The organism is Cognatitamlana onchidii (genome assembly GCF_004804355.1).
GTDB classification, from domain to species: domain Bacteria; phylum Bacteroidota; class Bacteroidia; order Flavobacteriales; family Flavobacteriaceae; genus Cognatitamlana; species Cognatitamlana onchidii.
The window spans coordinates 141,519-166,095 of record NZ_SRWZ01000004.1 but is presented as its reverse complement, the minus strand read 5'-3'; the positions used below and the strand labels follow the sequence as shown (position 1 = coordinate 166,095).

The window sequence follows — 24,577 nt, the reverse complement described above, 5'->3', positions numbered from 1 at the left end:
GGTGGTTAGTTTAGTTTATTTATAATATGTAATAATGTGCGCTCATTACCAACATTTCCAGGAAATACAATGTAAAGAAGCTTAGGGAATTTTGTTTCTGCTCCCATTTCCCAAACGGGAATACCAGCTTCAATTTGCCCCAAAACTTTAGATTTTTTCATTCCTAAACCTTTTAATGCTAGGTCGTTTGAGGTGATGCCTCCTTTGGCTAATAAATACTTTGGTCTACTTTTTAAATTATGCACTAAATAAACCAAAGCGTTAGATACTTGCTTGGCTATATTAATATTAGACACGGTATCCTTACCTGTAACAAGCTTTCTACTTGTAAAAACGATAATATCTTTACCTTGAATGAGTTTCTGATCGATTAGACGATTTAGTTCCTTTAAATACGATTCTGACTGATTGCTTATAACTTTAGAAACATCTACCTCAACCACGGTATCATCTGAATAATGAGTTAAAGCATGCTTAAGTTGTGCGGATGATTTAGGGACATAGGAGCCTACTATGGTTAACCCCCCATTTGTATTATTGTTATCGATTATCTTATCGACGCTAAGTAAACCTCTCGGCACTAAACCAATATATGAAGGCACAAAAGAACTTGAGGTTCTGTATACGATAGATTTCCCCTGAGATTGCGCTAGTAGCAAAGCAGAGGCAACCTTATCTAAATCATTATAATTTAAAGCATTAACAATGCAGTGTGCCCCTGAAGGAATACCTGAAATCATGCCTGCTAAACGATTAACATCTTTTACTCTTATATCTTCAATAGATATAGAATACACGCCATTAGCATCAACCTTTCCGTTCGTTTTTTCTTCAATCCACTTTTTTAAATTGGCGTTCTTATAGCCAAAGGTATGATCTTTAGAAAATGGTGTTGCATTAACTGGTGTCAATATCCCATCAGACTTTAGGTAATGTGTATCATTTACAGTGACTCTTCCTCCCTCGAACATTACAGGAATAACCATGGTAACAGCCTTGTTGTTACCTATGCCAAGTTGCAGTGTTTCTATTTCGAAAAAATGCCCCCTTAATGTAGAGTCACTTCTACTTATAATAGTAAAATCACGTTTAGCAATTTTTGATGCCTTTAAAATATTTTGGGCAATATGAGTATAGAGTTCTTTGGATTGAGAAGCTGAAAGACTTCTTGAGTTAGTAAGTAAGAAAAATGCTGGTGTTTTCTTTTCAAATTCATTAGCTAGGGTTTTAATATCCCATGTTGTTAGTAAAGGTATATCATAAACCGTTTGATTTCCTGTGGGGTCATCGTCTATGACAATGCAGGTTTGGTTTAGAGATGAGAATAATTTAAAGTTTTCAGCTCTATAATCGGCTGTTTTATCTTCTTTTGGTAATTGGTTAGTAATATCTGCTTCTAAAATGCTCATCAATATTTTTCAATAGCTATAACTCTAGCGGGAGAACCATCGCCACCACCAATTTTTAAAGGGAGCGCAATAAGTTCAATACAGCTAGAATTTAGTTTTTCAAGATTTGTAAGTCCTTCAATAATAACAACTCCTTCTAAAAGAATTTGATGGATATTAGTAACCTCATCAATATTATTGACGTCTGCCACAGAAGGGGGTTCCACGCCTAACATTTTAACCCCATTTACAATACACCATTGAGCCAGTTCTTCGGATATTCTAGGGAGGTCATCTCTATATTTTGCAGTATTTACATACTGCGACCATCCCGACCAGAAAACTAAGCTATCACCTTTCTGAAATGATTCCAATACGTCTTGGGGAATATGATCAACCCGAATTAAACCTTTTGCTCCTAGTTCTCTAATATCCACCACCCAAGCTTTCCCTACAAAATTTGAAACAGGTATTTGATCTATGGTTTGATTGCTTACATTAAAATGCAAAGGCGCATCCATATGCGTCCCACAATGTGAATAAAAGGATAATGTACTAGCATTCCACCCATCTTTATCGATAGTTCTACTGATTTCTTTTGAGAAACCAGTAAAACTATCTGTATAGGTCAAAGTAAGATCAACAATAGTGCTCATCTAATTCTATAAGTTTTTAATAACTGCATCAGCGACATCTGAGGTTTTTGCAGAGCCACCCAAATCAACTGTTAACACCCCTTCCGAGGTACTTTTATCGATAGCCTCCATGATACTTTGTGCAGCTTCGACTTCGCCTAAATGTTCTAACATGATTGCTGCAGACCAGATTTGCCCATAAGGATTGGCAATATTATTTCCTGCAATATCTGGAGCAGAACCATGAATTGGCTCAAACATAGATGGAAATTCCTTCTCCGGGTTAACATTTCCACTTCCACCTAGACCCAAGCTTCCCATAATAGCTCCACCCAAGTCACTTAAAATATCTCCGAAAAGATTAGTAGTTAAAACCACATCAAATATTTCTGGTTTTAAAACAAACATCGCAGTAGAATTATCTATATACATTTGCTCGTGCTCAACATCTGGATACTGTTCTGCAACTTCTTTAATAACCCTATCCCAATAAGCTAAACTATTAATTAAGGTATTTGATTTTGTAATATGAGTTACCTTGTTTCTTCTTTTTCTAGCCAATTTAAATGCATAGTGAGCTACACGTTCTATACCTTTTCTAGTAAAAACACTGGTATCTGTACCCATTCCATTTTCTTCATCTGGCAAGTACTGACCACCCATTTGTACAAATTCACCTTCTGTGTTCTCTCTAACAATAACAAAATCGATATGTTTTTCAGAACGCAAAGGTCTTGTTACACCTGGGTAGGTTCTAACCGGTCTGTAGTTTACATATTGATTGAATGATGTTCTTACCTTAAAAGTATAGTCTTTGGCAGGAAGCGTATCATCTACTGCTGGTAAACCAACAGAACCAAAATAAACAGCATCATACCCTTTTAAAGTTTCTAAACCATCGTCTGGTAAAAATTTACCATGCTTTAAATAATATCCAGCACCCCATTCAAAAGAGTCTGAATTAATACTAAAATTGTGTTTTTTTGCTACGGCCTCAAGTACTCTGTAACCTTCAGGTACTATTTCGTTTCCAATACCATCTCCTGGCACTACTGCGATCTTGTAATTTTTCACTTTCTATTTATTGATTTAATAATAATATTCTTGAATTCTTAATATGTTCTCTTGCATATTTTTCAGCTAATTCAGGCTCGCCTTTTTCAATAGCACCTATAATTTTAATATGCTCTTCTAGTGTCTCCTCTGGTTTTCGTAACAAACCTCTTTTAATGACCTTGTCATGAATATTTCCAAAAAAGTAAATTTTATCTAATGGTGTGTTTCCTGTAAGTTTTATCAATATCGAATGAAATCTTTCGTCTGCCCTAGTATAAGTATCGATATCAATTTCATCGACTCCTGTAAAAGAATCAAAACATTGCTTTAATTTCAAAACAGCTTCGGTATCCTTAGAGGTGGCTAGGAGTCTCGCGGCCATACCTTCGAGCGCTTCCCGACACACATAAATATCGAATAGTTCCTTTTCGCCAATAGAACGTACAAACATACCTCGTCTTGGAATACTTTCCACCAGATATTCATTTTCTAATGCCAACAGCGCTCTCATAAGAGGTGTGCGACTTACACCTAATAAATCTGCTATTTTCTCTTGAACTATTTTCTCACCTTGCTTTAACTCACCGTTTAAAATCATTTGTTTGACTTTAATATAAACAGGTTCATTAAGATTTTGATATTCTATCATTTACAAAAAAATGTATTTTGTATACAAAATACAAATATATGCTATTATTTTAATTAATAAGCTATTGTTACCTTAAAATGGCTAAAAGCCATAAAACAACCAGCTGAAAATAATAGTGTTACCGGTATAAAGATGAGTAAAAAGATCCAAAACAGGAGTTATGTCGTACTTTACAATAGATGAATAATCAAACACTAAAAACAACAATCATGAAAAAACTAGTATTAAGTACAGCAATCCTATTAGCATTAAGTTTATCATTTACATCTTGTAGAGACGAAAAAAAGGCAGCTTCTATTGAAGAAGCTGTTGAAAACGTTACAGATGCGGTAGATGAGGCTGCAGAAGCCACTGGTGATGCCATTAATGATGCTGTTGAGGCCACAGACGAAGCTGCACAGGCTACTGGTGAAGCCATTGAAAATGCTGCCGAAGCAACTGGTGAAGCCATTGAAGATGCTGCAAATGCAACTGCAGAAGGCGTTAAAAACGCTGCAGAAGCAACTGGAGAAGCTATAGAGGATGGAGCTAATGCCACTGCTGACGCTGCTAAAAAAGCTGTTCAGTAATAGAAGACTTTTTGATATACTGTTTAGTATTAATATGAAAAAAACCGCTTAATGATTAAGCGGTTTTTTTTCATATTAAAACACCTGTTTACAAAGTGTTAAAGAGATTCTTATTCTAATCATTACTTTTTAGCCTTCACCCCCTAAATTGGTAAATAACCTTAAACGAAGTAGTCGTTATCTTATTCAAACACCCGTTTTTATTGACTTCTGCGCAAGCTTTTATAGTTAGTCTACCCAATGCAAAACATCTTTTATTACAGACCAGCGCGGTTCTGCGATATGAGCTCCCCCGCCTTCAATCCAATGTTCAAATAACCGCTTAATGGTTCCATCTTTTTCTTTAAGTTCTAACCATGTATTCACATACAGCAGCCAGGTATCATCTTTTACCATAGGGTACGTGGTAGGAATTTTAATCATGTCTGGCTGTAAAACGTTTACATTGTATGAGGGGTAAATAATAGTCCATGCCGACCCTGCCTCTGCCGAGTACAATAGGGCATCCATTTTTTCTTTGTTTTTCTTAAAAAATGGTCTTGGAGAACTAACTTTAACCAATTCTGCATTGGGTAAAAGCTTTTCTATCTTATCCTTAAAATAACTGTTTGTATATCCTATTTTTAAATCCTTTTGAGCTAGCAAGGCACTTTTCGATTTAAATTTAGCTCTATTATAATCGGGCACTATCAATGACACAGTTTGGTCTAGGTACGAATTTGACAAGTTATAACTTTCTAAACCTTGCGTAGTAGACACCAATCCAGACATAACAATATCAATTTGCCCTCTAAATAATAACGTTTTTATTTGGTTTCGTGTAACAGCGTAAAATTCTGGTTTCACGCCTAATTCCTCTGCTAAATTATAGGCCATTTCAATATCAAATCCAACCATTTCTGCCTTATCATTTTTAAAAGCAAATGGTAGATGATTAGCCAAATAACCCACTCTTAATACACCGCGTTCTTTAATTGTTCTAATCTGATTGTATGACTTTCTTTGGGTCGAATCGGACATTAAAACCGAGACGTCTTTAATTTGTCCCGTTTTAAAATCTTTCGATAAATTCATAACTATGAAACTTTCATACTGCTCACTTTCACCCAAGGCATACGCCAAATAGACTCTTGTACCAATCAACGCAAATGAAGTTAACACCATTCCAACAACGACGCCTCGTAGTAACTTAGACCACAAAATTTGTATGCTTCCTACGGTCATTTTTACCGCGATTATAGTTAATGCAACAAGGTGAATGGCCCCCAAAACAACACGAATTCTATCGGTATAGACACTAGAAATAATGAAAAGTTGAAACATTTCTTGAGGCAACTTCATTAAATCTAATAAAAATGGAATTCCAGTAACTGGTGCCACAAAGCTACTAAAGAGTGTAGCTCCTACAAAGGTTATGTTTTCTATCGCATTAAAAGAATTGCCCATATACCATGCCACAAAAGGCACAAACACAAAAATGACAAAAGTGCCTAGATTAGGAAAAGGGTAAGCCAAAGGCATCATAATATCGGCCTTTGCAGAGGTTTCGTCATCTCGCCCATCTTTATATCGCATTAATTTTTTAACATTATTAATAAGCTGTGGCAGGACAACAATAATTTTGCCCGTTGCAAAAATGGTCAATAAGGTACTTTTTGTTGCGCCAAATAGTTCTTTAGGCTTAATACCTGTTGTTACCCAAATTAATAAGGGAAGCCAATAGAAACCCAATAATAATATAGAGATGGTGTAAATTATAATATACGCATGCAACCTTTGAATCTCATCAAAAGACATGGTGCCAGCATTGTAAGCTGCTATTGCAAAAACACCATAAGGCGTAACCTTTATCACCATTTTATTTATATGATTCAAAGCATCTGCAATTACATCCATACTATGAAGTAGATTCTTTTTTTGATCAATTTTACTTAGCCCGATACCTAAAAAAATACTAAACAAAACCACAGCTGGCACAATGTTTTTAGCCATTGAGCCAAACGGGTTTGAAGGAATGTAAAGCTCCAAGAAGTTTAAAGGTTGCTCTACAGCAATAATAGATGGTTTAAAAAACGAGGATGCAGACCAACTGGGCAATGCCAAAGGTAGGAGTACCAATGTAACCACGCCAATGGCTAATAAAAGAAATAAAATTTTCAGACCATTAATTACCAAAGCCTTTCCTTCTGTTAAAGACATCCGGCCTAAATTGGCAATAATGGAGACCATAATGTACGGCAAAACCGTCATTTGTAGCAAGCCTACAAAACCATCGCCTATTACTTGAAAAAAAGACATGTACTCGCCAAAAAACAATCCAACAGCAACACCTAACAAAAGACCAATTATAATTTTCTTGGATAAACTCATAGAAATACATTTTCCATAAATTTAAAATAATATTGATATCAAATTACAGTAAATCAAAATAATAATGTTTTGAACACGCAATACATATTTAATTCAGAGGAATAAAATTATAGTTGAAAAACACCTAATCGACGAATGAAATTTTGAACAAAACAATTCTGAACGATGAACATATGGGTCGCATTAACAAATAATCTTACTAATAGAGACCGAATAGAAGACAATCCTGATTAAACCTCTGATATTACCCCATTTCTTTTAAAGATTGTTAGATTTAAGAATATTTATTAAGGCACAAAAAAAGCCTTCATCTAATAAAAGATAAAGGCTTTAGTACTGAAGGCGGGACTTGAACCCGCACGGCCATAATGGCCATTGGATTTTAAGTCCAACGTGTCTACCAATTCCACCACTTCAGCAACTTTGGTATATTTTAAGAAAGTATCAGAGCGAAAGACGGGATTTGAACCCGCGACCCTCACCTTGGCAAGGTGATGCTCTACCCCTGAGCTACTTTCGCAGTCTTGTAATGAACGTGCAACCTCTTGATTGCTAACCTGCCCACCAAAGTGCCCTTTGGTACGTAGGCGGGTGCAAATTTAAAATATTTCTAGAAATTGCAAAGCCTTTTGGTAAAATAAATGAAAATAATTTTAAGCCTGCTTTTTCTTAACCAACATACGCTTTATTTCATTGAGTTTCATGAGCGCTTCTACAGGCGTAAGTGTATCAATATCTGTATGTAAAATTTCATCTTTTATATTTTCCAATAAGGGATCATCTAAATTGAAAAAACTGAGTTGCACATCATTTTCAATAGATTTTACCTTATCCGTAAGCTCTTCACTAGAATGTGACTTTTCTAATTTTTCTAAAATCTTATTTGCTCTGCGTAATACCTGTTGCGGCATTCCTGCCATTTTTGCTACATGAATACCAAAGCTATGAGCACTACCTCCTTCAACTAGTTTTCTTAGAAATAATACATTATCCTTTAACTCTTTTACGGAAACATTAAAATTTTTAATGCGTCCAAAAGTTTCACTCATTTCATTGAGTTCGTGGTAATGTGTTGCAAATAGGGTCTTAGGCTTCGAAGGATGCTCATGCAAATACTCACTAATAGCCCAAGCAATTGAAATACCATCGTAAGTACTGGTACCTCTTCCTATTTCATCAAGAAGTACCAAACTTCTGTTCGAAATATTATTCAAAATAGAAGCCGTTTCATTCATTTCTACCATAAAGGTAGACTCGCCCATAGAAATATTATCGCTTGCTCCTACGCGGGTAAATATTTTATCTACCAACCCAATTCTAGCCTCTTGAGCTGGCACAAAACTCCCTATTTGAGCCAATAATACGATTAAAGCGGTTTGCCTTAAAATTGCCGACTTACCAGACATATTAGGCCCTGTAATCATTATAATTTGTTGTGTTGCTCTATCTAAAAACACATCATTAGCAATGTAGGTCTCACCTATTGGTAGTTGTTTTTCTATAACTGGGTGGCGTCCATTTTTTATCTCTAAATCATAGGAATCATCAATACTAGGATATACATAATTATGATCTTTTGCTAACTGTGCAAAACCACATAAACAATCTAATTGACCAACTAAAAAGGCATTTTGCTGTACAACCTTTATATATTGATTCATCCAAACCACTAACTCAGAAAACAATTGCTGTTCTATAGCTAAAATGCGCTCTTCAGCCCCTAAAATTTTAGCTTCATATTCTTTAAGCTCTTCAGTAATATAACGTTCAGCACTTACTAAGGTTTGCTTTCTAATCCATTCTTCAGGTACTTTATCCTTATGTGTATTCCTTACTTCAATATAGTAACCAAACACATTATTTGAAGCTATTTTAAGCGATGTAATACCAGTACGTTCACTTTCACGCTCTAACATGGCATCCAAATAGTCTTTCCCAGATTTAGATAAGTTTCTTAGTTCATCCAATTCTGAAGAAAACCCATTAGCAATCGTATGTCCTTTTAAAACATTGACTGGAGCCTCCTCATTAAGGGTATGTTTTATCTTTTCGCGAAGTACTTCACAGCTCTGCAATTTATCGCCAATAATTCGCAACGATTCATTTTCAGAATTTTCAGCGATACTTTTTATAGGAACAATGGCCTCTAAAGAGTTTTTAAGTTGAATTACCTCTCGTGGATTTACTTTTCCCGTAGCAGTTTTAGAGATTAAACGCTCTAAATCGCCAATATGTTTAATATGATTTTGAATCTTTTGAAGTAAAGAATTTTCTTCGGTTAAAAAACTTACTACTTCATGACGCTGCTTTATTTTTTCAACATTTTTAAGAGGAAATGCTAACCAGCGTTTGAGCAACCTACCGCCCATTGGCGAAATGGTTTTATCAATAACATTTAACAGGGTGACTGCATTATTATTGGTAGAATGGTACAATTCTAAATTTCTGATGGTAAACTTATCCATCCAAACATAATCATCTTCGGCAATACGAGCAATTGATGTAATATGCTGTAGTTTGTGGTGCTGTGTTTCACCTAAATAATGAAGTATGGAGCCTGAAGCGATAATACCTTCATATAAATCTTCCACACCAAAACCTTTTAGAGTCTTAGTATCAAAATGCTTAGTAAGGGTTTCGTAAGCATAATCGGTTTGATAGATCCAATCTTCCAAGTAAAATGTATGAAAATCATCTCCGAAGGATTCCTTGAACAGGGTTCGCTTCTGTTTGGAAACCAATACCTCGCTTGGATTAAAATTTTGCAGCAATTTATCGATATACTCTGCATTACCTTGCGACGTTAAAAACTCTCCCGTAGAAATATCTAAAAAAGCAATTCCAATATATTTTTTATCGAAGTATACCGAACACAAAAAGTTATTAGACTTGGAGACTAAAACCTCATCATTTAGAGCTACACCTGGTGTAACCAATTCTGTTACACCTCGCTTTACTATGGTTTTAGTCTGCTTCGGATCTTCCAATTGATCACAAATAGCAACACGCTCTCCTGCTTTTACCAATTTAGGTAAATACGTATTTAACGAATGGTGCGGAAAACCAGCTAATTCGGTTTCACTCTCGCTACCTGCACCACGTTTGGTTAAGATTATGCCTAAAATACCTGCTGCTTTTACGGCATCGCTTCCAAAGGTTTCATAGAAATCCCCTACTCGAAACAGCAACAAAGCATCTGGATACTTTGCTTTAATGGCATTGTATTGTTTCATTAACGGGGTTTCTTTCTTTGCTTTTTTAGCCAATGGAAAAGTGATTTATATGTGTTACTTTTGACAAAATTGTAGCATGCAATGTACTATTAATTTCATGCTTTTATAAGCTCATTTTTTAGAAGTTATCTACAATTAAAGGGAGATTTCAACAATAAAACCATGCGAAAATTAAAAAACAGTGAATTAGGCCGATTGAGCATTAACGCCTTTAAAAATGCTAAAAAAACACCTATAATTGTTATCCTAGATAATATTAGAAGTTTAAATAATATAGGATCTGTATTTAGAACCAGCGATGCTTTTTTGATTGAAAAAATTTATCTCTGCGGCATCACGGCCAAGCCACCACATAAAGACATTCACAAAACAGCTTTAGGAAGCACCGAAACCGTTAGTTGGGAATATGCCGAAAACACACTTGATGTCATTGAAAAACTTAAAGCCCAACAGGTTAAAATCTGTAGTATTGAACAGGCCGAAAACGCCACTATGCTCAACGATTTTAATGTTGAAAACAACACGAAATACGCTCTTGTTTTTGGCAATGAAGTAAAAGGTGTTGCCCAAGAAGTGGTTAATGCAAGTGATAAAGTGATTGAAATTCCGCAATTTGGCACCAAACATTCACTAAATATTTCTGTAAGTTGCGGCGTTGTGGTTTGGGATGTGTTTAGTAAAATTAATCTGTGTGACCAAAAAACTTAAAAAACCTTGGCCCACCAAAGATGCCATGGAACAAATTTATGAGAAACACCTTTGGGGTGGTAAAGATTACGATTTTTATTCTGGTTGGGGTTCACATGATTTAGAAATTGTAATACCCTATTTAAATCATGTAACTGCTTTTTTAAAATCCTTTCCAAAACCTATAACAGTTTGTGATTTAGGTTGTGGTGATTTTAATATTGGTAAGCACCTAGTAAAATATACTAAAGCATACATGGCTGTTGATATTGTTGACTCTTTAATTGAAAGAAATAAGCATCGTTTTGAAGCCGTCAATTTAGAGTTTAAATGCTTAGATATTTCCAAAGACGAAATCCCTCATGCAGATTGTGTCATTCTAAGACAGGTTTTACAACATTTATCTAATAACGAAATCTTAGATGTTGTAGAAAAATTAAAACCATATAAATATGTTATACTTACAGAACATCTTCCTCCTCCACCTTTCACGCCAAATATAGACATCATCTCGGGGCAAGGTATTAGGCTAAGAAAGAAAAGTGGTGTTAATCTTTTATGCCCACCTTTCAACCTAAAGGTTCGCAACACAACTAAGCTCCTTGAGTATTTCGAAAAAAATAAAAATGGACGGATTGTTACAACGCTCTACCATCTTTGATAAAAAACAATTGACTTTAAGAGTTATAAGTTTTAATTTCGCTTATCGTTATTAAACACCTTAGTCCTATGAAAAATTTTTACACCTTATTGTTCTTTCTACTTACCATGCCTATGGTTAGTTTTAGCCAAGAAGACGCGTTAGTTCTCAATAACGGCAATACCATTGTAGGAGATTTAAAAAGCATGGACAAAGGCGTTTTAACCATCGAACCTCCATACTCAGACTCCGATTTTAAAATCAAATGGGAAGATATCAAGGAAATGAAAGCAACCCAACGCTATTTAATAACACTTTCCGATGGGGAACGAATTAATGGTACCTTTAATAGTGTAGGAGACGGAAAAATTTTTATTGATAATGAGGATGGAGAAGACCTAACCGTAAACCAAAATGATATTGTTAATATAAAAAGTATCGACAGCAGCTTTTTAAGTCGCCTCTCTGCCAATATTGACTTTGGCTTCTCATTAACCAAAGCCAATAATCAGCGGCAATTGAATGGAAATCTAAGAATGGGATACATCGCAGATCGATGGTCGTCAGAGCTATACTACAACACCCTAATAACCACCCAAGACGGTGTAGAGGATATACAAAGAAATGATGCTGGTTTTGGTTTTCGTTACTTTTTACCCGCCGATTGGAATCTTTCTGCAGATTTAGACTTCTTATCAAATACAGAACAGTCGTTAGACCTGCGTACAACAGCAAAATTAGGTGTTGGTAATTATATAAAACACACTAACGAACTGTACTGGAATATTGCGGCTGGTGTTGCTTACAATAATGAAACCTTTTCACCGGTTTTTAATCCAGAAGATGGCACAACAACAACAGCTCCGAGCAGGAACTCTATGGAAGGGTATTTTGGAACAGAATTAAACCTTTACGACATTGGAGACCTGAACCTCTTTACCAATATTGTGCTATACCCAACAATTATTTCTGACCCTTCTGTTGAATCTGGTCGTTTTAGAACGGATTTTAGATTTGATGCAAAGTATGACGATATTTTTATTAAAGACTTCTATATTAGAGCAGGCTACACTTTGAATTATGATAATCGTCCTGTTGAATCGGGCAAAGAGATTGATTATATATTTACAACTGGTTTTGGCTGGGAATGGTAAGTATTGAAAAGAGACACCTTAATTGTATAGTATAACCTACCAATTAACATGGTATTGTGTGCACCGTTTATCCTAACAATAGCCCCCAACCACTACGAAATCATTGAAAACCCAGCGTTTAAAACCTCTGCTTCCGTAGATTATTAGAAAAAAGGTTAAGGAATTGAGCCGAAAATTTAAGCGTTGCAAAATAACCTTAAAAAACAACTTCTTTACGCTGGTTGATAACCTCTTTATCAATATCATTCTTAGGGTTTTAATTGGTTTTTTTCCCTATTAAGAATAGAAACGATAAAAAGACAATAAAATGAAAAATAAAAAAACCTTTCGCTTGTTAGTGTTGTCTCTACTAGTACTACTTGCAATCGCACCTTTACACACAATGCATTCGTTGGTGAGAAGTCCAGAATGTGCTATCAATCAACCCCACCAAACAAATCCCAAAAAGCAAAATGCCATTAGTTTAATTGAAAGTGCAAGTAAAGCCTTAACATATACTATTAAGGCATCGAAAGAAAGTAAAGACAAAAGAATTGATATTGACAATAAGAGTGCCGCGCCATATTGGAAAACCTTAAAAAAATTAAACAACGAACTTAATAAAACAGAACGTGGTGCCTTATTAAAAGATGAAACATTTTTCACGGGTATGGCAGCCGCTTTATCAACTTCCGAAGAGTTAAAAATTGTATTTCAAATGACTAATGTTTCAGATGCCAATATTAAAAAAGGTATTGAAAAAACAACTGACGCGATACATTTACTATACACCAACTACTCGAAAGAAGCGCAAGATAAAGATAGCAACAAGCCATTGAATGCTCAAGAGCGGAAACAATTAGAAACGTTAAAATCCAAGCAAAAGGAACTACAAGCTAAGCTGGATGATATGGAGACTAAAATGGGTAAAAACGCTAAAGGGGTAAAAGAACTGCGAAAAAAATCAAAAGAGCTTGAAAACGCACAAAACAATCGCAATGACTACTTTTGGGCGATGCACACTTTTAATATGATGCATGGATGGATGTGGGGCTGGCATTGGTATTGGGGTCCTTGGGGCGGATGGTGCCCTGGATTTTCTGTAGTAATTATTGATAGTTACTGGGACTATTATGCGTTCTACGATGGCTATGATTGGGGTTATATGGACCCCATCATTGATATGGACTACGCTCTAGATTATGAAATAGACCTCATTGAAATGGATGTGTATAGTGATTACATTGACAATTATGAGTACATTCAACCTGACACTTACGACGACTATAACACCCCTGACACTTACGATCATGGCCATTATGATTTGCAAGACCATGGTAGTTATGAACTAGACAGTTACGACGGCTATGGAGGATTCGACAATTATGATCAAGGTGGAGGCGGACTAGATGTTTATGGTTGGTAAATTATAGTACGAATTACACAAAATAACACGTCATCAAAAAAAGCGGCACTTAAAAAGTGCTGCTTTTTTAATCTTCTCTGGCGACTAGCCTTTTGAAATTATTTGTCTACTTTTTCATGCTCGGTGTTTGCCCATCTAATTTGAGCTCGGCCACCCTTAACACGATATGCACCATATCTTATTTTTGACTGCGTTCCTCTATCGGGATCAGGAATATTCCATTTAAAAGATGTACCTCCAATTATCGCATCGCAGTAATGTATTTTTTTTGTGGCATCACTAGGATCCTGTCTAAAACCTACCTCTAACACAAAAGAAGTAACTTCATTTTTCTTAACTCTTTTAAGCAGAACTACTTCTCTGCCACTTCCTGACCCGCCACGTTCTAATATACGCTCAGCATAAATATCGAATGCCACTTGCTTTTCGGCATCTGCTCCTTCTCCAAAAACAGGCTTAGCTAAATACAAACAAATTGCAGGATCTGGAGATCCACCACCACCTGTATGCTTTCCTTTAGCTTGAGCAATATAGCTACCATCTTGACTTGAAGTACCAGTATAACCTGCTTCAAGAATTCTAAAGTCTCCTGTAAATTTTACAAATGATCCGACATTAGAGTTCGCTATGGGTAAAGAGCGTTCTATTCTAGGTTGTAAGGTGCCAGGTGCATCCCAATGGTTAGACCCATCAGTAATATTATATATCCCCCAAGTTGTACCATCGATAGTGCTTTCTGAGTAATCGGAGTAGCAACTTCTATCATCAACTTCACCCACATTAACAGAGTTTGGCACATCTACATTTCTGGTAGAGTTGTTTTCGAATTCAGGCGAACAGCTAAGATCTGCACCTGTATCTTCGTCTGGGATAACTTCAGGCTCTGGTTCAGGCTCTGGTTCTGGGTCCGGCTTTGGATCCACTATTTCAAATTCATCATCTGACAAAGTAGGCTTTTCATCAGCTGTACAAGACAAAACCACTGTAGCAGCCAAAAACAAGACTACTAAAGCTATTTTATTCATTAAATTTATTCTTATCATAACTAAAACAATATTTTCCAACAAAGTTACTTTTTAATACAGAAATACTATCCTGCTCCATCTTGCTTTTAAGATTGTTTAACTAAAAAAGACATAGAAAACTCACAAAATTAACTGTTTTTAACCATTATAAAGATTACTAGATGAACCGATAAAAGCTAAAAAGAATAGGAACAGAAGTAGCTAAGCTCATTACCATATTGGGTTTAGCACAAAAGAGATACCTACACACAGTATAAATCATTTTTTTATTTAGGTACAATTAAACAAGGTAAAACATTTAATGTGCGAATAAGACATCATCTTCTGACATTATATACCCAAACTATTATTTAATCCAAAACCTTTTAGTTTGTTTTTTGCTAAAATCAACATGTAAAACAAAACCCTTAAAATACACTAAACTAACTCGTTCAATACCCATAAATAATCTGCACGATTTTCAACAAAATCTCTGTCTGAAACATCGATGATTTTGACTTTAAAATCTTTTTGGGTTTTTAAAAAATCCAAATACCCTGCATTAATTTTCTCCAAATAGTCATCGGCTATATGTTGCTCGTAGTCACGTCCGCGTTTTTTAATATTTTCCTGTAAACGTTTTGTGTTTTGGTAGAGGTAAATGTAAAGTTCTGGTTTTGCAATATCCTTATGTATCAAATAAAAGAGTTTTCTGTACAAGCTAAATTCATCTTCATTAAGGGTTATTTTTGAGAATATTAATGACTTAAACACATCATAATCACTCACAACAAAGTCTTTAAATAAATCTAGTTGTGATAAATCATCAGAAATTTGTTGGTATCGGTCTGCCAAGAAAGACATCTCTAAAGTAAAGGCATACCGATTGGCATCCTTATAAAACTTTGGTAAAAACGGATTATCTGCAAACCGCTCTAAAATTAATTTGGCATTAAACTCGTGCGCCATTTTAGTAGCTAGACTTGTTTTCCCTGCACCAATATTCCCTTCAATGGCGATATAATTGAATTTTGAAAAATCAAACCGTTTGCTCGGGTTTTTAAGCCAAACGTTTATTGGTTTTAAAACCGAATTATCTTGGCAAACTTCGAGAAGTTCCCATATTTCCTTGTTTAGCTTAGGATGTTTCACTTTTGAGGCAATGTTATTAAGAGGCAACAAAACAAACCTACGTTTTGCCATTTCTGGATGTGGCACTTGGAGCGATTCAGTATTAATGATTTGATTTCCAGCAAAAACAATGTCTAAATCTATGGTTCTAGCCTCATAACCCGTTTTTACATTTCTAGTTCTTCCCAAGTCAGCTTCAATTGCCAATAAAGACTCTAAAACTGTTTGCGGCTCTAAAGAACTATACAGTACCAGACAACAATTTAAAAAGTCATCGCTTTTAAAACCAAAGGCAGGTGATTGGTATACTTTCGAAATTAGCTTAATATTTCCAATACGCTCGTAAATGGCATCCACAGCGGCTTGTAGGTTTTTAAGCTTATTACCTTTGTTACTGCCTAAAGCAATATGATATGTAATGGGTTTTAACATGAGAAAGCAAAATAACTAAAACAATTATTAATCTTTTATATTTACAGGCCGTATTTATTCACAATTCCTGATGACCCTAAAAGACAAATTAGCAGCCCAACGCATTTACTTACTATTAGGAGGTTTATTTATCACATCGCTGGTGGTTTCAAACCTTATTTTTCAAAAATTCTTTTACTGGCACCCAGTAGATGCCGATATTTTTGGAAGTAAGCTTTTTGAAATTTCTGTAGGTATTTTGCCATACCCTATTACTTTTTTAATCACCGACTTAATTAGTGAAATTTATGGTAAGAAAAGAGCAAACGACGTCGTTGTAGTTGGCATCTTTGCTTCTCTATTTTCACTTTTAATCATTTATGTTGCCAATATTGTTCCTGCCACATCTTGGTCGCATGTTACAGATAAAACCTTTAGGCATGTATTTGGAAACTCGGCCATAGCTGTGTTTGCAAGTATGCTTACGTACTTGTTCGCTCAGTTCGTCGACATTCAAATTTATCATTTTTGGAAACGGCTTACCAAAGGAAAACATCTATGGCTAAGAAATAACTTCTCCACTTGGTTCTCGCAATTTGTTGACACCCTCACCATTGTAACCTTACTTTGTTCCTTCGGAATTATTGATTGGGCTAATTTTAAAGGACTCCTTATAAGCGGATTTTTATTTAAAGTATTCGTCGCTATTTTAGACACTCCTTTTTTGTATTTAGGTGTTTTTTTATTTAAAAAACGATTTAACTTAAAAACTAATGATGAGATTGATCTGTTATAGCTGCTATTTAATAAATTCATAACATTATATCCTTTATTCTTTTAAATCTTTGTATTTATTCAACTAAAATATATTCCTGTACGTATATACTTATTGAATTGTTTTCTCGTTAGTTCGAACCAATAAAGAACGTAGCAAACACGTTAAAAATTAACCCTATGAAAAAAATCTTCAAAATCACTGGTATTACAATACTTGTTTTCATCACCCTAATACTAGTCATTCCTTTTGCATTTCAAAATCAAATAAAAGAGATGGTTAAAACATTTGTTAATCAAAACCTTAACGCCAAAGTAGAATTTAGCGATGTTAGTTTAAGCTTCATAAAAAGTTTTCCCCAAGCACATGTAAGCGTAAGTGATTTGACAATAATTAATTTTGAACCCTTTAAAGATGAGACCTTTGCATCTGTAAAAGATATCGCATTTTCAATGTCTCTTAAAGAACTGTTCAAAACAGCGGATGAAGATCCGGTTACCATAAACACCATTTATGTTAATGAAGCATTACTTACTTTAAAAACAGATAAGTTTGGTAATAACAATTATAATATTACCAAAGTAGACTCAACTAAAACGTCTACAAAACAAGAAAGCAGCACTTTCGCACTTAGTATTCAAGATTATCAAATAAAAAACAGCGCACTAACCTATATTGATGAAACCGCAAGTATCTTAGCTCTTATTACAGAACTAAATCATGAAGGGCATGGAACATTTTCAGCAACAACTTCAGAGCTTAAAACACAGAGCAAAGCTAACATAAGTATATCTCTTGACAGCATCAATTACCTGAACAGCAACCCTATTAAACTCGATGCCACAATTGGCCTTGACTTAGTTAATAACAAATACTCGTTTAAGGACAATAAAGGATTTGTAAATGATTTACCCCTACATTTTGAAGGCTTTATTCAAATGGTTGAAAATGGCCAGAACATTGATATCACTTTTGAAAATCCAGAGTCTAGCTTTAAAGACTTTTTAGCCGTAATTCCCAGAATCTACTCTAAAAATATTGAGCATGTAGAAACATCTGGAGATTTCAAAATTAAAGGCTTAATTAAAGGGCTTAGTTCAGATACTACAATTCCAACTCTAGATATAAGTATAACTTCTAACAATGCATCGTTTAAATACCCAGATTTACCAAAACGCGTAGACAATATAACTATTAATACTATCGTAAAGAACACCTCAGGATTTGCCAAAGACACCTATATTAATATTAACAGACTCGATTTTAAAATTGACGATGATGTTTTTAAATCGTCAATAAATTTAAAAAACATCACGGAAAACATATGGGTTGATGCCCACATTGATGGTTTATTAAATCTTGGAAAAATCACTCAAGTATACCCTATTGAACTTGAAAATGAGCTAAGTGGTATTTTAAAAGGAAAACTAAATACCAGTTTTGATATGAATGCTCTTGAAACCAATGCTTACGAACGTATTAAAACTAATGGCTCTGCAAATATTTCAGATTTCACATTTTCTTCTCAGGATATTGTGAATCCGATCCATATTACTCAAGCAGATATGATTTTTAAACCAGGCTCAGTCACACTAGACAATTTTATGGCCGAAACTGGAAAAAGTGATTTAAATGCTCATGGAACCATGTATAATCTTCTTGGTTTTTTACTGAGCGACAACACTTTAAAAGGTGAATTCAATGTAGAATCGAACTTATTTAGGGTAAGTGATTTTATGACTGAAGACAAAACAGTCTCCGAAAACAATAAAAAAACAGCCGATACACAATCTTTAAAAATTCCAGACTTTTTAGATTGTACGATTAACGCCAAAGCCAAAACTGTAATTTATGACAACATAAACCTAAAAGACCTGAAAGGAACATTAACCATAAAAGACCAAACCGCCTTACTACAAAATATGAGCTCCCATATTTTTGATGGCGACTTATCTATTTCTGGTGATGTTTCCACCAAACAAGACACCCCTTCATTTAACCTAAACTTAGGGGTTCAAAATTTTGATATCGCTCAATCGTTTAAAACGTTAGAATTATTTAAAAATATAGCACCCGTTGCAAAAATTCTTGATGGTAAGTTTAATACCGATTTAAAACTTTCTGGGAACTTAAATAAAGACTTTCTACCAGACCTAACTTCGTTATCTGGTAATGCCTTAGCAGAACTATTAGTAACAAATATTAATAAAGAAGACGAACTGGTATCAGCACTTGATGACGCTTTAGGTTTTTTAGATTTTGAAAAATTAGACTTACAAACTATAGAAGCTCAGTTAGAATTTAACGAGGGTAAAGTAGCAGTAAAACCTTTTGACTTTAAGTACGAAGATATTGAAGTTGAAGTCTCCGGAACGCATGGCTTTGACAAATCATTAAATTATAATGCTGTCTTTAATGTTCCTGCCAAATATCTAGGAAACGATATAAATCGACTAATTAGCAATGTAAATGATGAAGATATTAATAATATCGCTATTCCTGTAACAGCTAACATAGGCGGAAATTATTTTAACCCAGTAATAAAAACAGACTTAAAACAAAGCGTAAAAAAGTTATCAAACCAACTTATTGATATCCAAAAACAAAAATTATTACATCAAGGTAAAAAAGAAGTTGATAACTTAATTAATGATGTTTTAGGAAGTAATGAATCTAAGACCGACTCCTTAAAACAAGAACAAAACAACACTATTAAAGACGTACTAGAGAGTTTTACAAAACCAAATAGCACTGATACGGACTCAACAAAAACGGATCAAACAACAGAAACTGTTAAAGGTGTTTTGAACAGTTTCTTAGGGAAAAAGAAAAAGGACACAGCCAAGTAATAACATAAAGGCAATCAGTTGATTAAAAAAAACATTTAAATATTAGGTTTTCTTAATAAAAAGAGTGAATTTTGCATTCCTTTTAAGGAAATCCGAATTATTTAAAATTAAAGAAAGTACTATATATGTTAAAAATAATTGTAAAAGACGGCGAAAATATAGAACGTGCATTAAAACGTTACAAAAGAAAACACAGAAACATTAAAGTGATGCAAAATCTAAGAGATGGACAATTTTTCACTAAACCTTCTGTAAAAAGACGTCGTGAAATTCAAAAAGCAGCATATATTCAAACTTTGAGAGATCAAGAAGATATATAAAACAAAGCTCAAAGCTTCTAAATAAAACAAAAAATCCGTTTACTGCTGTAAATGGATTTTTTGTTTTATAGCTTATACTACTATTAGTGTATAGAAAAATTTACTACAAGCCCCTCATTGGCACGAACATTAAACACAGTGTCATCTTCAAAAATGAGATATTGTCCTTTTACACCTACCAATTTCCCAGTATAAACCACTTCTTTTTTAATATTTAAACTTTTAGGTTTTACTGGGTGTTTATTAACTGGAAATTCCAAATGCGTTTCAGAATTATTCTCGATATAATAGTCTTTAACCTCATCTGGAATAAAAAGTCTTAAACGCTCTCGCCACTCCACCAAATTTTCGTCTTTAATATCATTTTTTAACATGGTTCGCCAATTAGTCTTATCGGCAACATGATCTTTTAAGGCGACTTCTGTAATCCCCGCTAAATATCTATTTGGTACTTCAACAATCTCAATAGCCTCATGGGCTCCTTGGTCAATCCATCGAGTAGGCACTTGGCTCTTTCTGGTTACACCAACTTTAACGTTACTAGAATTTGCGAGATAAACTATATGTGGTTGAAGTTGAGCTTTTTTTTCATATTCTAAATCTCGATCCTCTTTTCCTAAATGAGCCGTGCTTAATTCTGGTCTCATAATCCAATCGCCAGCCCTAGCCGTTTCATAAAAACATTGCTTATCAAAACCCTGTCTATAAATGGGCTTGTCCAAACCACAGTTTAAACATTGATATTTAACAAACTGAATACTTATGCCCTTACCAAGCAACTGGTTTAGATTTATAAAGTCATTTTCAAACACTAAAAAGTATTGAATTGGACTTAAAAATTCCGTTTCCATTTTTGTTAAAACGCCTTGGTAGGTCATGAAAAAAAGTATTATTTTTAAAATCTAAAGATAAACTAAAAAATGCCAATACCTATAGTTAATTCCATTGCTTCTTGGTTTTTAAAAAAACGGTTTCACCAGATTGAATTATTTTTAAAATACCCAAATGAAGTACAGAATGAATTGCTATTAGACCTTATTAATATTGCCAAAGACACAGAGCTTGGCAAAGCCTATGATTTTGCTTCCATTAAAAATTATGAAACATTCGCCGAGCGTGTTCCTATAAAAAACTATGATGGTTGGCAAGATATCATTGAACGTTCAAGACGTGGAGAACCTAATCTTTTTTGGCCAAGCCCTATAAAGTGGTTTGCAAAATCTAGCGGCACCACAAGAGCCAAAAGTAAATTTATCCCCGTTAGCCCAGAATCGTTAGAGGATTGCCATTATGCGGCTAGCAAAGATTTACTTTGCATGTATTTAAACAATAACGAAGACTCTCAGCTATTTACAGGCAAAAGTTTACGATTAGGAGGCAGCAAAGAACTATACAAGGAAAATGGAACTGTTTTTGGTGATTTATCGGCTATTCTTATTGACAATATGCCTTTTTGGGCAGAGTTTAGCAGTACCCCAAGCAATAAAGTGTCTTTAATGAGTGATTGGGAACATAAAATGCAAGCTATTGTAGATGAAACTATAAATGAAAATGTTACAAGTCTTGCAGGCGTACCTTCATGGATGCTGGTATTACTTAATAACGTATTAGAAACCACCAAAAAAGGAAATTTACACGAAGTTTGGCCTAACCTTGAAGTATATTTTCATGGCGGGGTTAGCTTCACACCATATAAAGACCAGTACAAAAATATTCTGCCTAAAAGTTCTTTTAAATATTATGAAATCTATAATGCCTCTGAAGGTTTTTTTGCCATTCAAGACAGAAATGATTCCAATGAATTGCTGCTAATGCTGGACTATGGTATTTTTTATGAGTTTATCCCAATGGATATATATGCGACTTCCCAAGAAAAAGCCATTCCTTTAAATGCCGTTAAACTAAACCAAAACTACGCGGTGGTTATTACCACAAATGCCGGTTTATGGCGTTATAAAATTGGCGATACGATACGATTCACTTCTTTGAAACCTTATCGGATTAAAATATCGGGGAGAACGAAGCACCATATTAATGTTTTTGGTGAAGAACTTATCATTGAAAATGCAGAAGAAGCTTTAAAACGCGTTTGTAAACGCACTAAAGCTGAAATTGTAGATTTTACAGCTGCTCCAATATTTATGGAAGGAAAAGAAAAAGGCGCTCATGAGTGGTTAATAGAATTTAAAACACCCCCAAAAGACTTAGACTATTTTAGCGAATTATTTGATAATGCATTAAAATCTTTAAACTCTGACTATGAAGCTAAGCGCTATAACAATATAACATTAAACAGACCCAAAATTAATATTGCTCGCCATCAGCTCTTTTATGATTGGTTGAAACAAAATGACAAGTTGGGTGGACAACATAAAATACCCAGACTTTCAAATACGCGGGAATATATGGACCAACTTTTACAGATTAACTCAAAAAATATAACACGAAACATAATAAAACAATAGCTTATCGAATTAAACTGCGATTAGTCCGAGAAATTCTCTTAAAGCTTTTAGCCGTTTTTATCTTTATTTATTAATTCATTTTTAACCCCTCAATTAAATGAAACCTTTAATAGCATTTTTTACTTGCCTTGTTTTTGTCTGTGGATTTAGTCAAGGAACTTCAAGCATTCATACTAATATAAACACCCCCTTAAACTATCATGAGCAAACCATTTCGAATATAGGAGCGAACGGCTTTAGCTTTGAGTTATTAGACGCTGGGGTAAACACAAAATATTCAGAAGTAGGCACAGACATTTTTAGAAAAAATAAACTTATTATTGTTTCCTCTAAAAAAGTAGGTGGTATTGGAAAAATTGATCCTAATACTGGAGAAGGCTATCAAGAATTATTTATAGCCGATATTAGTGCTAATGGTTTGCTATCTCGATCTCTTTTGTTCTCAAGAATATTGAACACCAATGACAGTGAAGGCAGTTTAGCATTCTCTCCAGATCAACAGATGGTATACTATACAAGAAGCGATAAAACTAATTCCTCATTAGAATATAAACTTTATAGAGCTTCTCTGCAGGAAAATACGAGTGCTGTTTGGATTAATCATGTTTTGGAAAACATTAACAAACCGAATGTTTCGATTGAAACACCTTTTGTTAATAAAACAGGAGATAAACTATACTTCGCAGCTAACTTCCCAGATGCTATTGGTGGTTTTGATATATACGTTTCTACGATTAATTCTGATGGTTCTTTAGGGGAACCAAAGAATCTTGGAAATAAAATAAACACTGCTCAGGACGAAAAGTACCCTGCCTTTTCTATTGATGGAAAGCATTTCTTTTTCTCTTCTAAAGGTCATAACAACATGGGAGGTTATGACGTATTTAGAAGCCGAGTTTCGCACTTAGGCTTTTCAGAAGCCATCAATCTTGGAAATACCATAAACTCTACCAATAATGAGATAGGTTATTTTTTAGCAGGTAGAAATAAAGGCTATGTAAGTTCTGACAGACCAGAGGGAAAAGGAAGTTACGATATTTATACAGCTGTTAATGAAGATATCGCGCAAGAACTTGTTGGAAATATTATTGATACCGAAACCAAGATAAAGCTCCCAAATACCCTCGTTATTTTACAAGATATTGATGGCGAAGAAATTGCCAGAACCATGAGCAACGAAAATGGGAGTTATCGTTTTGATGTGGCCCCTTACGAGAACTACACTTTAAAGACTCAAAAAGACGGATTTAAAGATGCTTCTTTTGATTTTTATTCAAACTTAGGAAAAGACATTACATACGAAAAAGACCTTGAACTAGTTATTACAGAACCTGTTATTGCAGAAGTAAATAATGAGCTTCAAATTGTTTTAGAAAATATTTATTTCGACTTTAATAAATGGAATGTTAAAGAGGAATCTACCATATCCCTTAATAAAATTGTAAAGGTACTAAAGGAAAACCCAAATATGGTTTTAGCTATAAATGCGCATACAGACAATAAAGGTCGTGCTCCTTACAACCTAGGCTTATCTGATAAACGTGCTGCTTCAGCAGTGCAATATATTATTAACCAGGGCATCTCTAAAGACAGATTGCAACCAAAAGGGTTTGGCGAGTCTAAACCTTTAGTAGATTGTAAAAACAATTGTTCTGAAGAAGACCTGCAAGCTAACAGACGGGTAGAATTCGTTATTTTGGACTAAAAAAAAGAGGAATCGTTTAAATACACCCTAAAAAAGTCTTTTAACGAGTATTTCATCTTATCATCTAAAACGCGACGAAAGTAGTTTGTCTGAACATTTTATAATCATACTTTTATCGTAGTTAAGAAAAA

The 24,577-nt window shown here is 34.5% G+C and carries 19 protein-coding genes and 2 tRNA genes; 10 read left to right on the top strand and 11 right to left on the bottom strand.

What is annotated here, in order from left to right; genetic code table 11:
* Positions 1-5: 5 nt before the first annotated feature.
* Genes E5D58_RS09360 through E5D58_RS09345 form a run of 4 tightly spaced genes read right to left on the bottom strand, consistent with a single transcriptional unit; the run spans position 6 to position 3,728 of the window.
* Complete coding sequence (locus E5D58_RS09360; RefSeq protein WP_136481597.1) at positions 6-1,409, bottom strand: four-carbon acid sugar kinase family protein; 1,404 nt, start codon at positions 1,407-1,409, stop codon at positions 6-8.
* Positions 1,409-2,044, bottom strand: coding sequence for a cyclase family protein (locus E5D58_RS09355; protein ID WP_136481596.1), 636 nt, complete (start codon positions 2,042-2,044; stop codon positions 1,409-1,411). The genes E5D58_RS09360 and E5D58_RS09355 overlap by 1 nt, the downstream gene beginning before the upstream one ends.
* Before the next feature lie 6 nt (positions 2,045-2,050).
* A complete protein-coding gene (locus tag E5D58_RS09350; RefSeq protein WP_136481595.1) occupies positions 2,051-3,097 on the bottom strand; it encodes a tartrate dehydrogenase in 1,047 nt (348 codons plus the stop codon).
* Positions 3,098-3,104: 7 nt separating this feature from the next.
* Positions 3,105-3,728 (bottom strand): GntR family transcriptional regulator, encoded by a 624-nt coding sequence (locus E5D58_RS09345; RefSeq protein ID WP_136481594.1) that lies wholly within the window; start codon positions 3,726-3,728, stop codon positions 3,105-3,107.
* A 209-nt stretch (positions 3,729-3,937) separates the two neighbouring features.
* Between E5D58_RS09345 and E5D58_RS09340 the strand changes: the two genes are divergently transcribed.
* A complete protein-coding gene (locus E5D58_RS09340; protein ID WP_136481593.1) occupies positions 3,938-4,297 on the top strand; it encodes a hypothetical protein in 360 nt (119 codons plus the stop codon).
* Positions 4,298-4,525: 228 nt separating this feature from the next.
* Here E5D58_RS09340 and E5D58_RS09335 read toward each other — a convergent pair whose 3' ends face one another.
* The 4 genes from E5D58_RS09335 to mutS all read right to left on the bottom strand — a co-directional run bounded on the left by E5D58_RS09335 (position 4,526) and on the right by mutS (position 9,933).
* Positions 4,526-6,667, bottom strand: a complete 2,142-nt coding sequence (locus E5D58_RS09335) for a cation:dicarboxylate symporter family transporter (protein WP_136481592.1) — start codon at positions 6,665-6,667, stop codon at positions 4,526-4,528.
* Positions 6,668-7,001: 334 nt separating this feature from the next.
* Positions 7,002-7,086 (bottom strand) — tRNA-Leu (locus E5D58_RS09330).
* A gap of 29 nt (positions 7,087-7,115) precedes the next feature.
* Positions 7,116-7,187 (bottom strand) — tRNA-Gly (locus tag E5D58_RS09325).
* A 133-nt stretch (positions 7,188-7,320) separates the two neighbouring features.
* On the bottom strand, positions 7,321-9,933 hold the full coding sequence (gene mutS / locus E5D58_RS09320; protein WP_136481591.1) for a DNA mismatch repair protein MutS: 2,613 nt from the start codon (positions 9,931-9,933) through the stop codon (positions 7,321-7,323).
* 129 nt (positions 9,934-10,062) lie between these two features.
* On the opposite strand from mutS, the gene E5D58_RS09315 reads away from it, so the two are divergent.
* From E5D58_RS09315 to E5D58_RS09300, 4 genes are all read left to right on the top strand, one after another.
* A complete protein-coding gene (locus tag E5D58_RS09315) occupies positions 10,063-10,608 on the top strand; it encodes an RNA methyltransferase (RefSeq protein ID WP_136481590.1) in 546 nt (181 codons plus the stop codon).
* Complete coding sequence (locus tag E5D58_RS09310; RefSeq protein WP_235835885.1) at positions 10,592-11,248, top strand: class I SAM-dependent methyltransferase; 657 nt, start codon at positions 10,592-10,594, stop codon at positions 11,246-11,248. The genes E5D58_RS09315 and E5D58_RS09310 overlap by 17 nt, the downstream gene beginning before the upstream one ends.
* A gap of 68 nt (positions 11,249-11,316) precedes the next feature.
* A complete protein-coding gene (locus E5D58_RS09305) occupies positions 11,317-12,381 on the top strand; it encodes a DUF481 domain-containing protein (RefSeq protein ID WP_136481588.1) in 1,065 nt (354 codons plus the stop codon).
* 307 nt (positions 12,382-12,688) lie between these two features.
* On the top strand, positions 12,689-13,786 hold the full coding sequence (locus tag E5D58_RS09300) for a coiled-coil domain-containing 22 family protein (RefSeq protein WP_136481587.1): 1,098 nt from the start codon (positions 12,689-12,691) through the stop codon (positions 13,784-13,786).
* A 98-nt stretch (positions 13,787-13,884) separates the two neighbouring features.
* On the opposite strand, the gene E5D58_RS09295 is transcribed toward E5D58_RS09300, so the two are convergent.
* Positions 13,885-14,811, bottom strand: coding sequence for a hypothetical protein (locus E5D58_RS09295; RefSeq protein WP_168796668.1), 927 nt, complete (start codon positions 14,809-14,811; stop codon positions 13,885-13,887).
* Positions 14,812-15,228: 417 nt separating this feature from the next.
* Positions 15,229-16,353, bottom strand: coding sequence for a 2-amino-4-hydroxy-6-hydroxymethyldihydropteridine diphosphokinase (folK, locus tag E5D58_RS09285; protein ID WP_136481585.1), 1,125 nt, complete (start codon positions 16,351-16,353; stop codon positions 15,229-15,231).
* Between the two features lie 70 nt (positions 16,354-16,423).
* On the opposite strand from folK, the gene E5D58_RS09280 reads away from it, so the two are divergent.
* The 3 genes from E5D58_RS09280 to rpsU all read left to right on the top strand — a co-directional run bounded on the left by E5D58_RS09280 (position 16,424) and on the right by rpsU (position 20,276).
* Positions 16,424-17,128, top strand: a complete 705-nt coding sequence (locus E5D58_RS09280; RefSeq protein WP_136481584.1) for a queuosine precursor transporter — start codon at positions 16,424-16,426, stop codon at positions 17,126-17,128.
* Between the two features lie 158 nt (positions 17,129-17,286).
* Positions 17,287-19,956 carry an AsmA-like C-terminal region-containing protein gene (locus tag E5D58_RS09275; RefSeq protein WP_136481583.1) on the top strand — a complete coding sequence of 890 codons (2,670 nt, stop codon included), beginning with the start codon at positions 17,287-17,289 and terminating at the stop codon, positions 19,954-19,956.
* Positions 19,957-20,081: 125 nt separating this feature from the next.
* Entirely contained in the window at positions 20,082-20,276 is a 195-nt protein-coding gene (rpsU, locus tag E5D58_RS09270) for a 30S ribosomal protein S21 (protein WP_136481582.1), read from the top strand.
* A gap of 83 nt (positions 20,277-20,359) precedes the next feature.
* On the opposite strand, the gene E5D58_RS09265 is transcribed toward rpsU, so the two are convergent.
* A complete protein-coding gene (locus E5D58_RS09265; RefSeq protein ID WP_136481581.1) occupies positions 20,360-21,154 on the bottom strand; it encodes a DUF2797 domain-containing protein in 795 nt (264 codons plus the stop codon).
* A 42-nt stretch (positions 21,155-21,196) separates the two neighbouring features.
* Between E5D58_RS09265 and E5D58_RS09260 the strand changes: the two genes are divergently transcribed.
* On the top strand, positions 21,197-22,741 hold the full coding sequence (locus tag E5D58_RS09260) for a GH3 auxin-responsive promoter family protein (RefSeq protein ID WP_136481580.1): 1,545 nt from the start codon (positions 21,197-21,199) through the stop codon (positions 22,739-22,741).
* Positions 22,742-22,838: 97 nt separating this feature from the next.
* On the top strand, positions 22,839-24,446 hold the full coding sequence (locus tag E5D58_RS09255; protein WP_136481579.1) for an OmpA family protein: 1,608 nt from the start codon (positions 22,839-22,841) through the stop codon (positions 24,444-24,446).
* Positions 24,447-24,577: the final 131 nt, after the last annotated feature.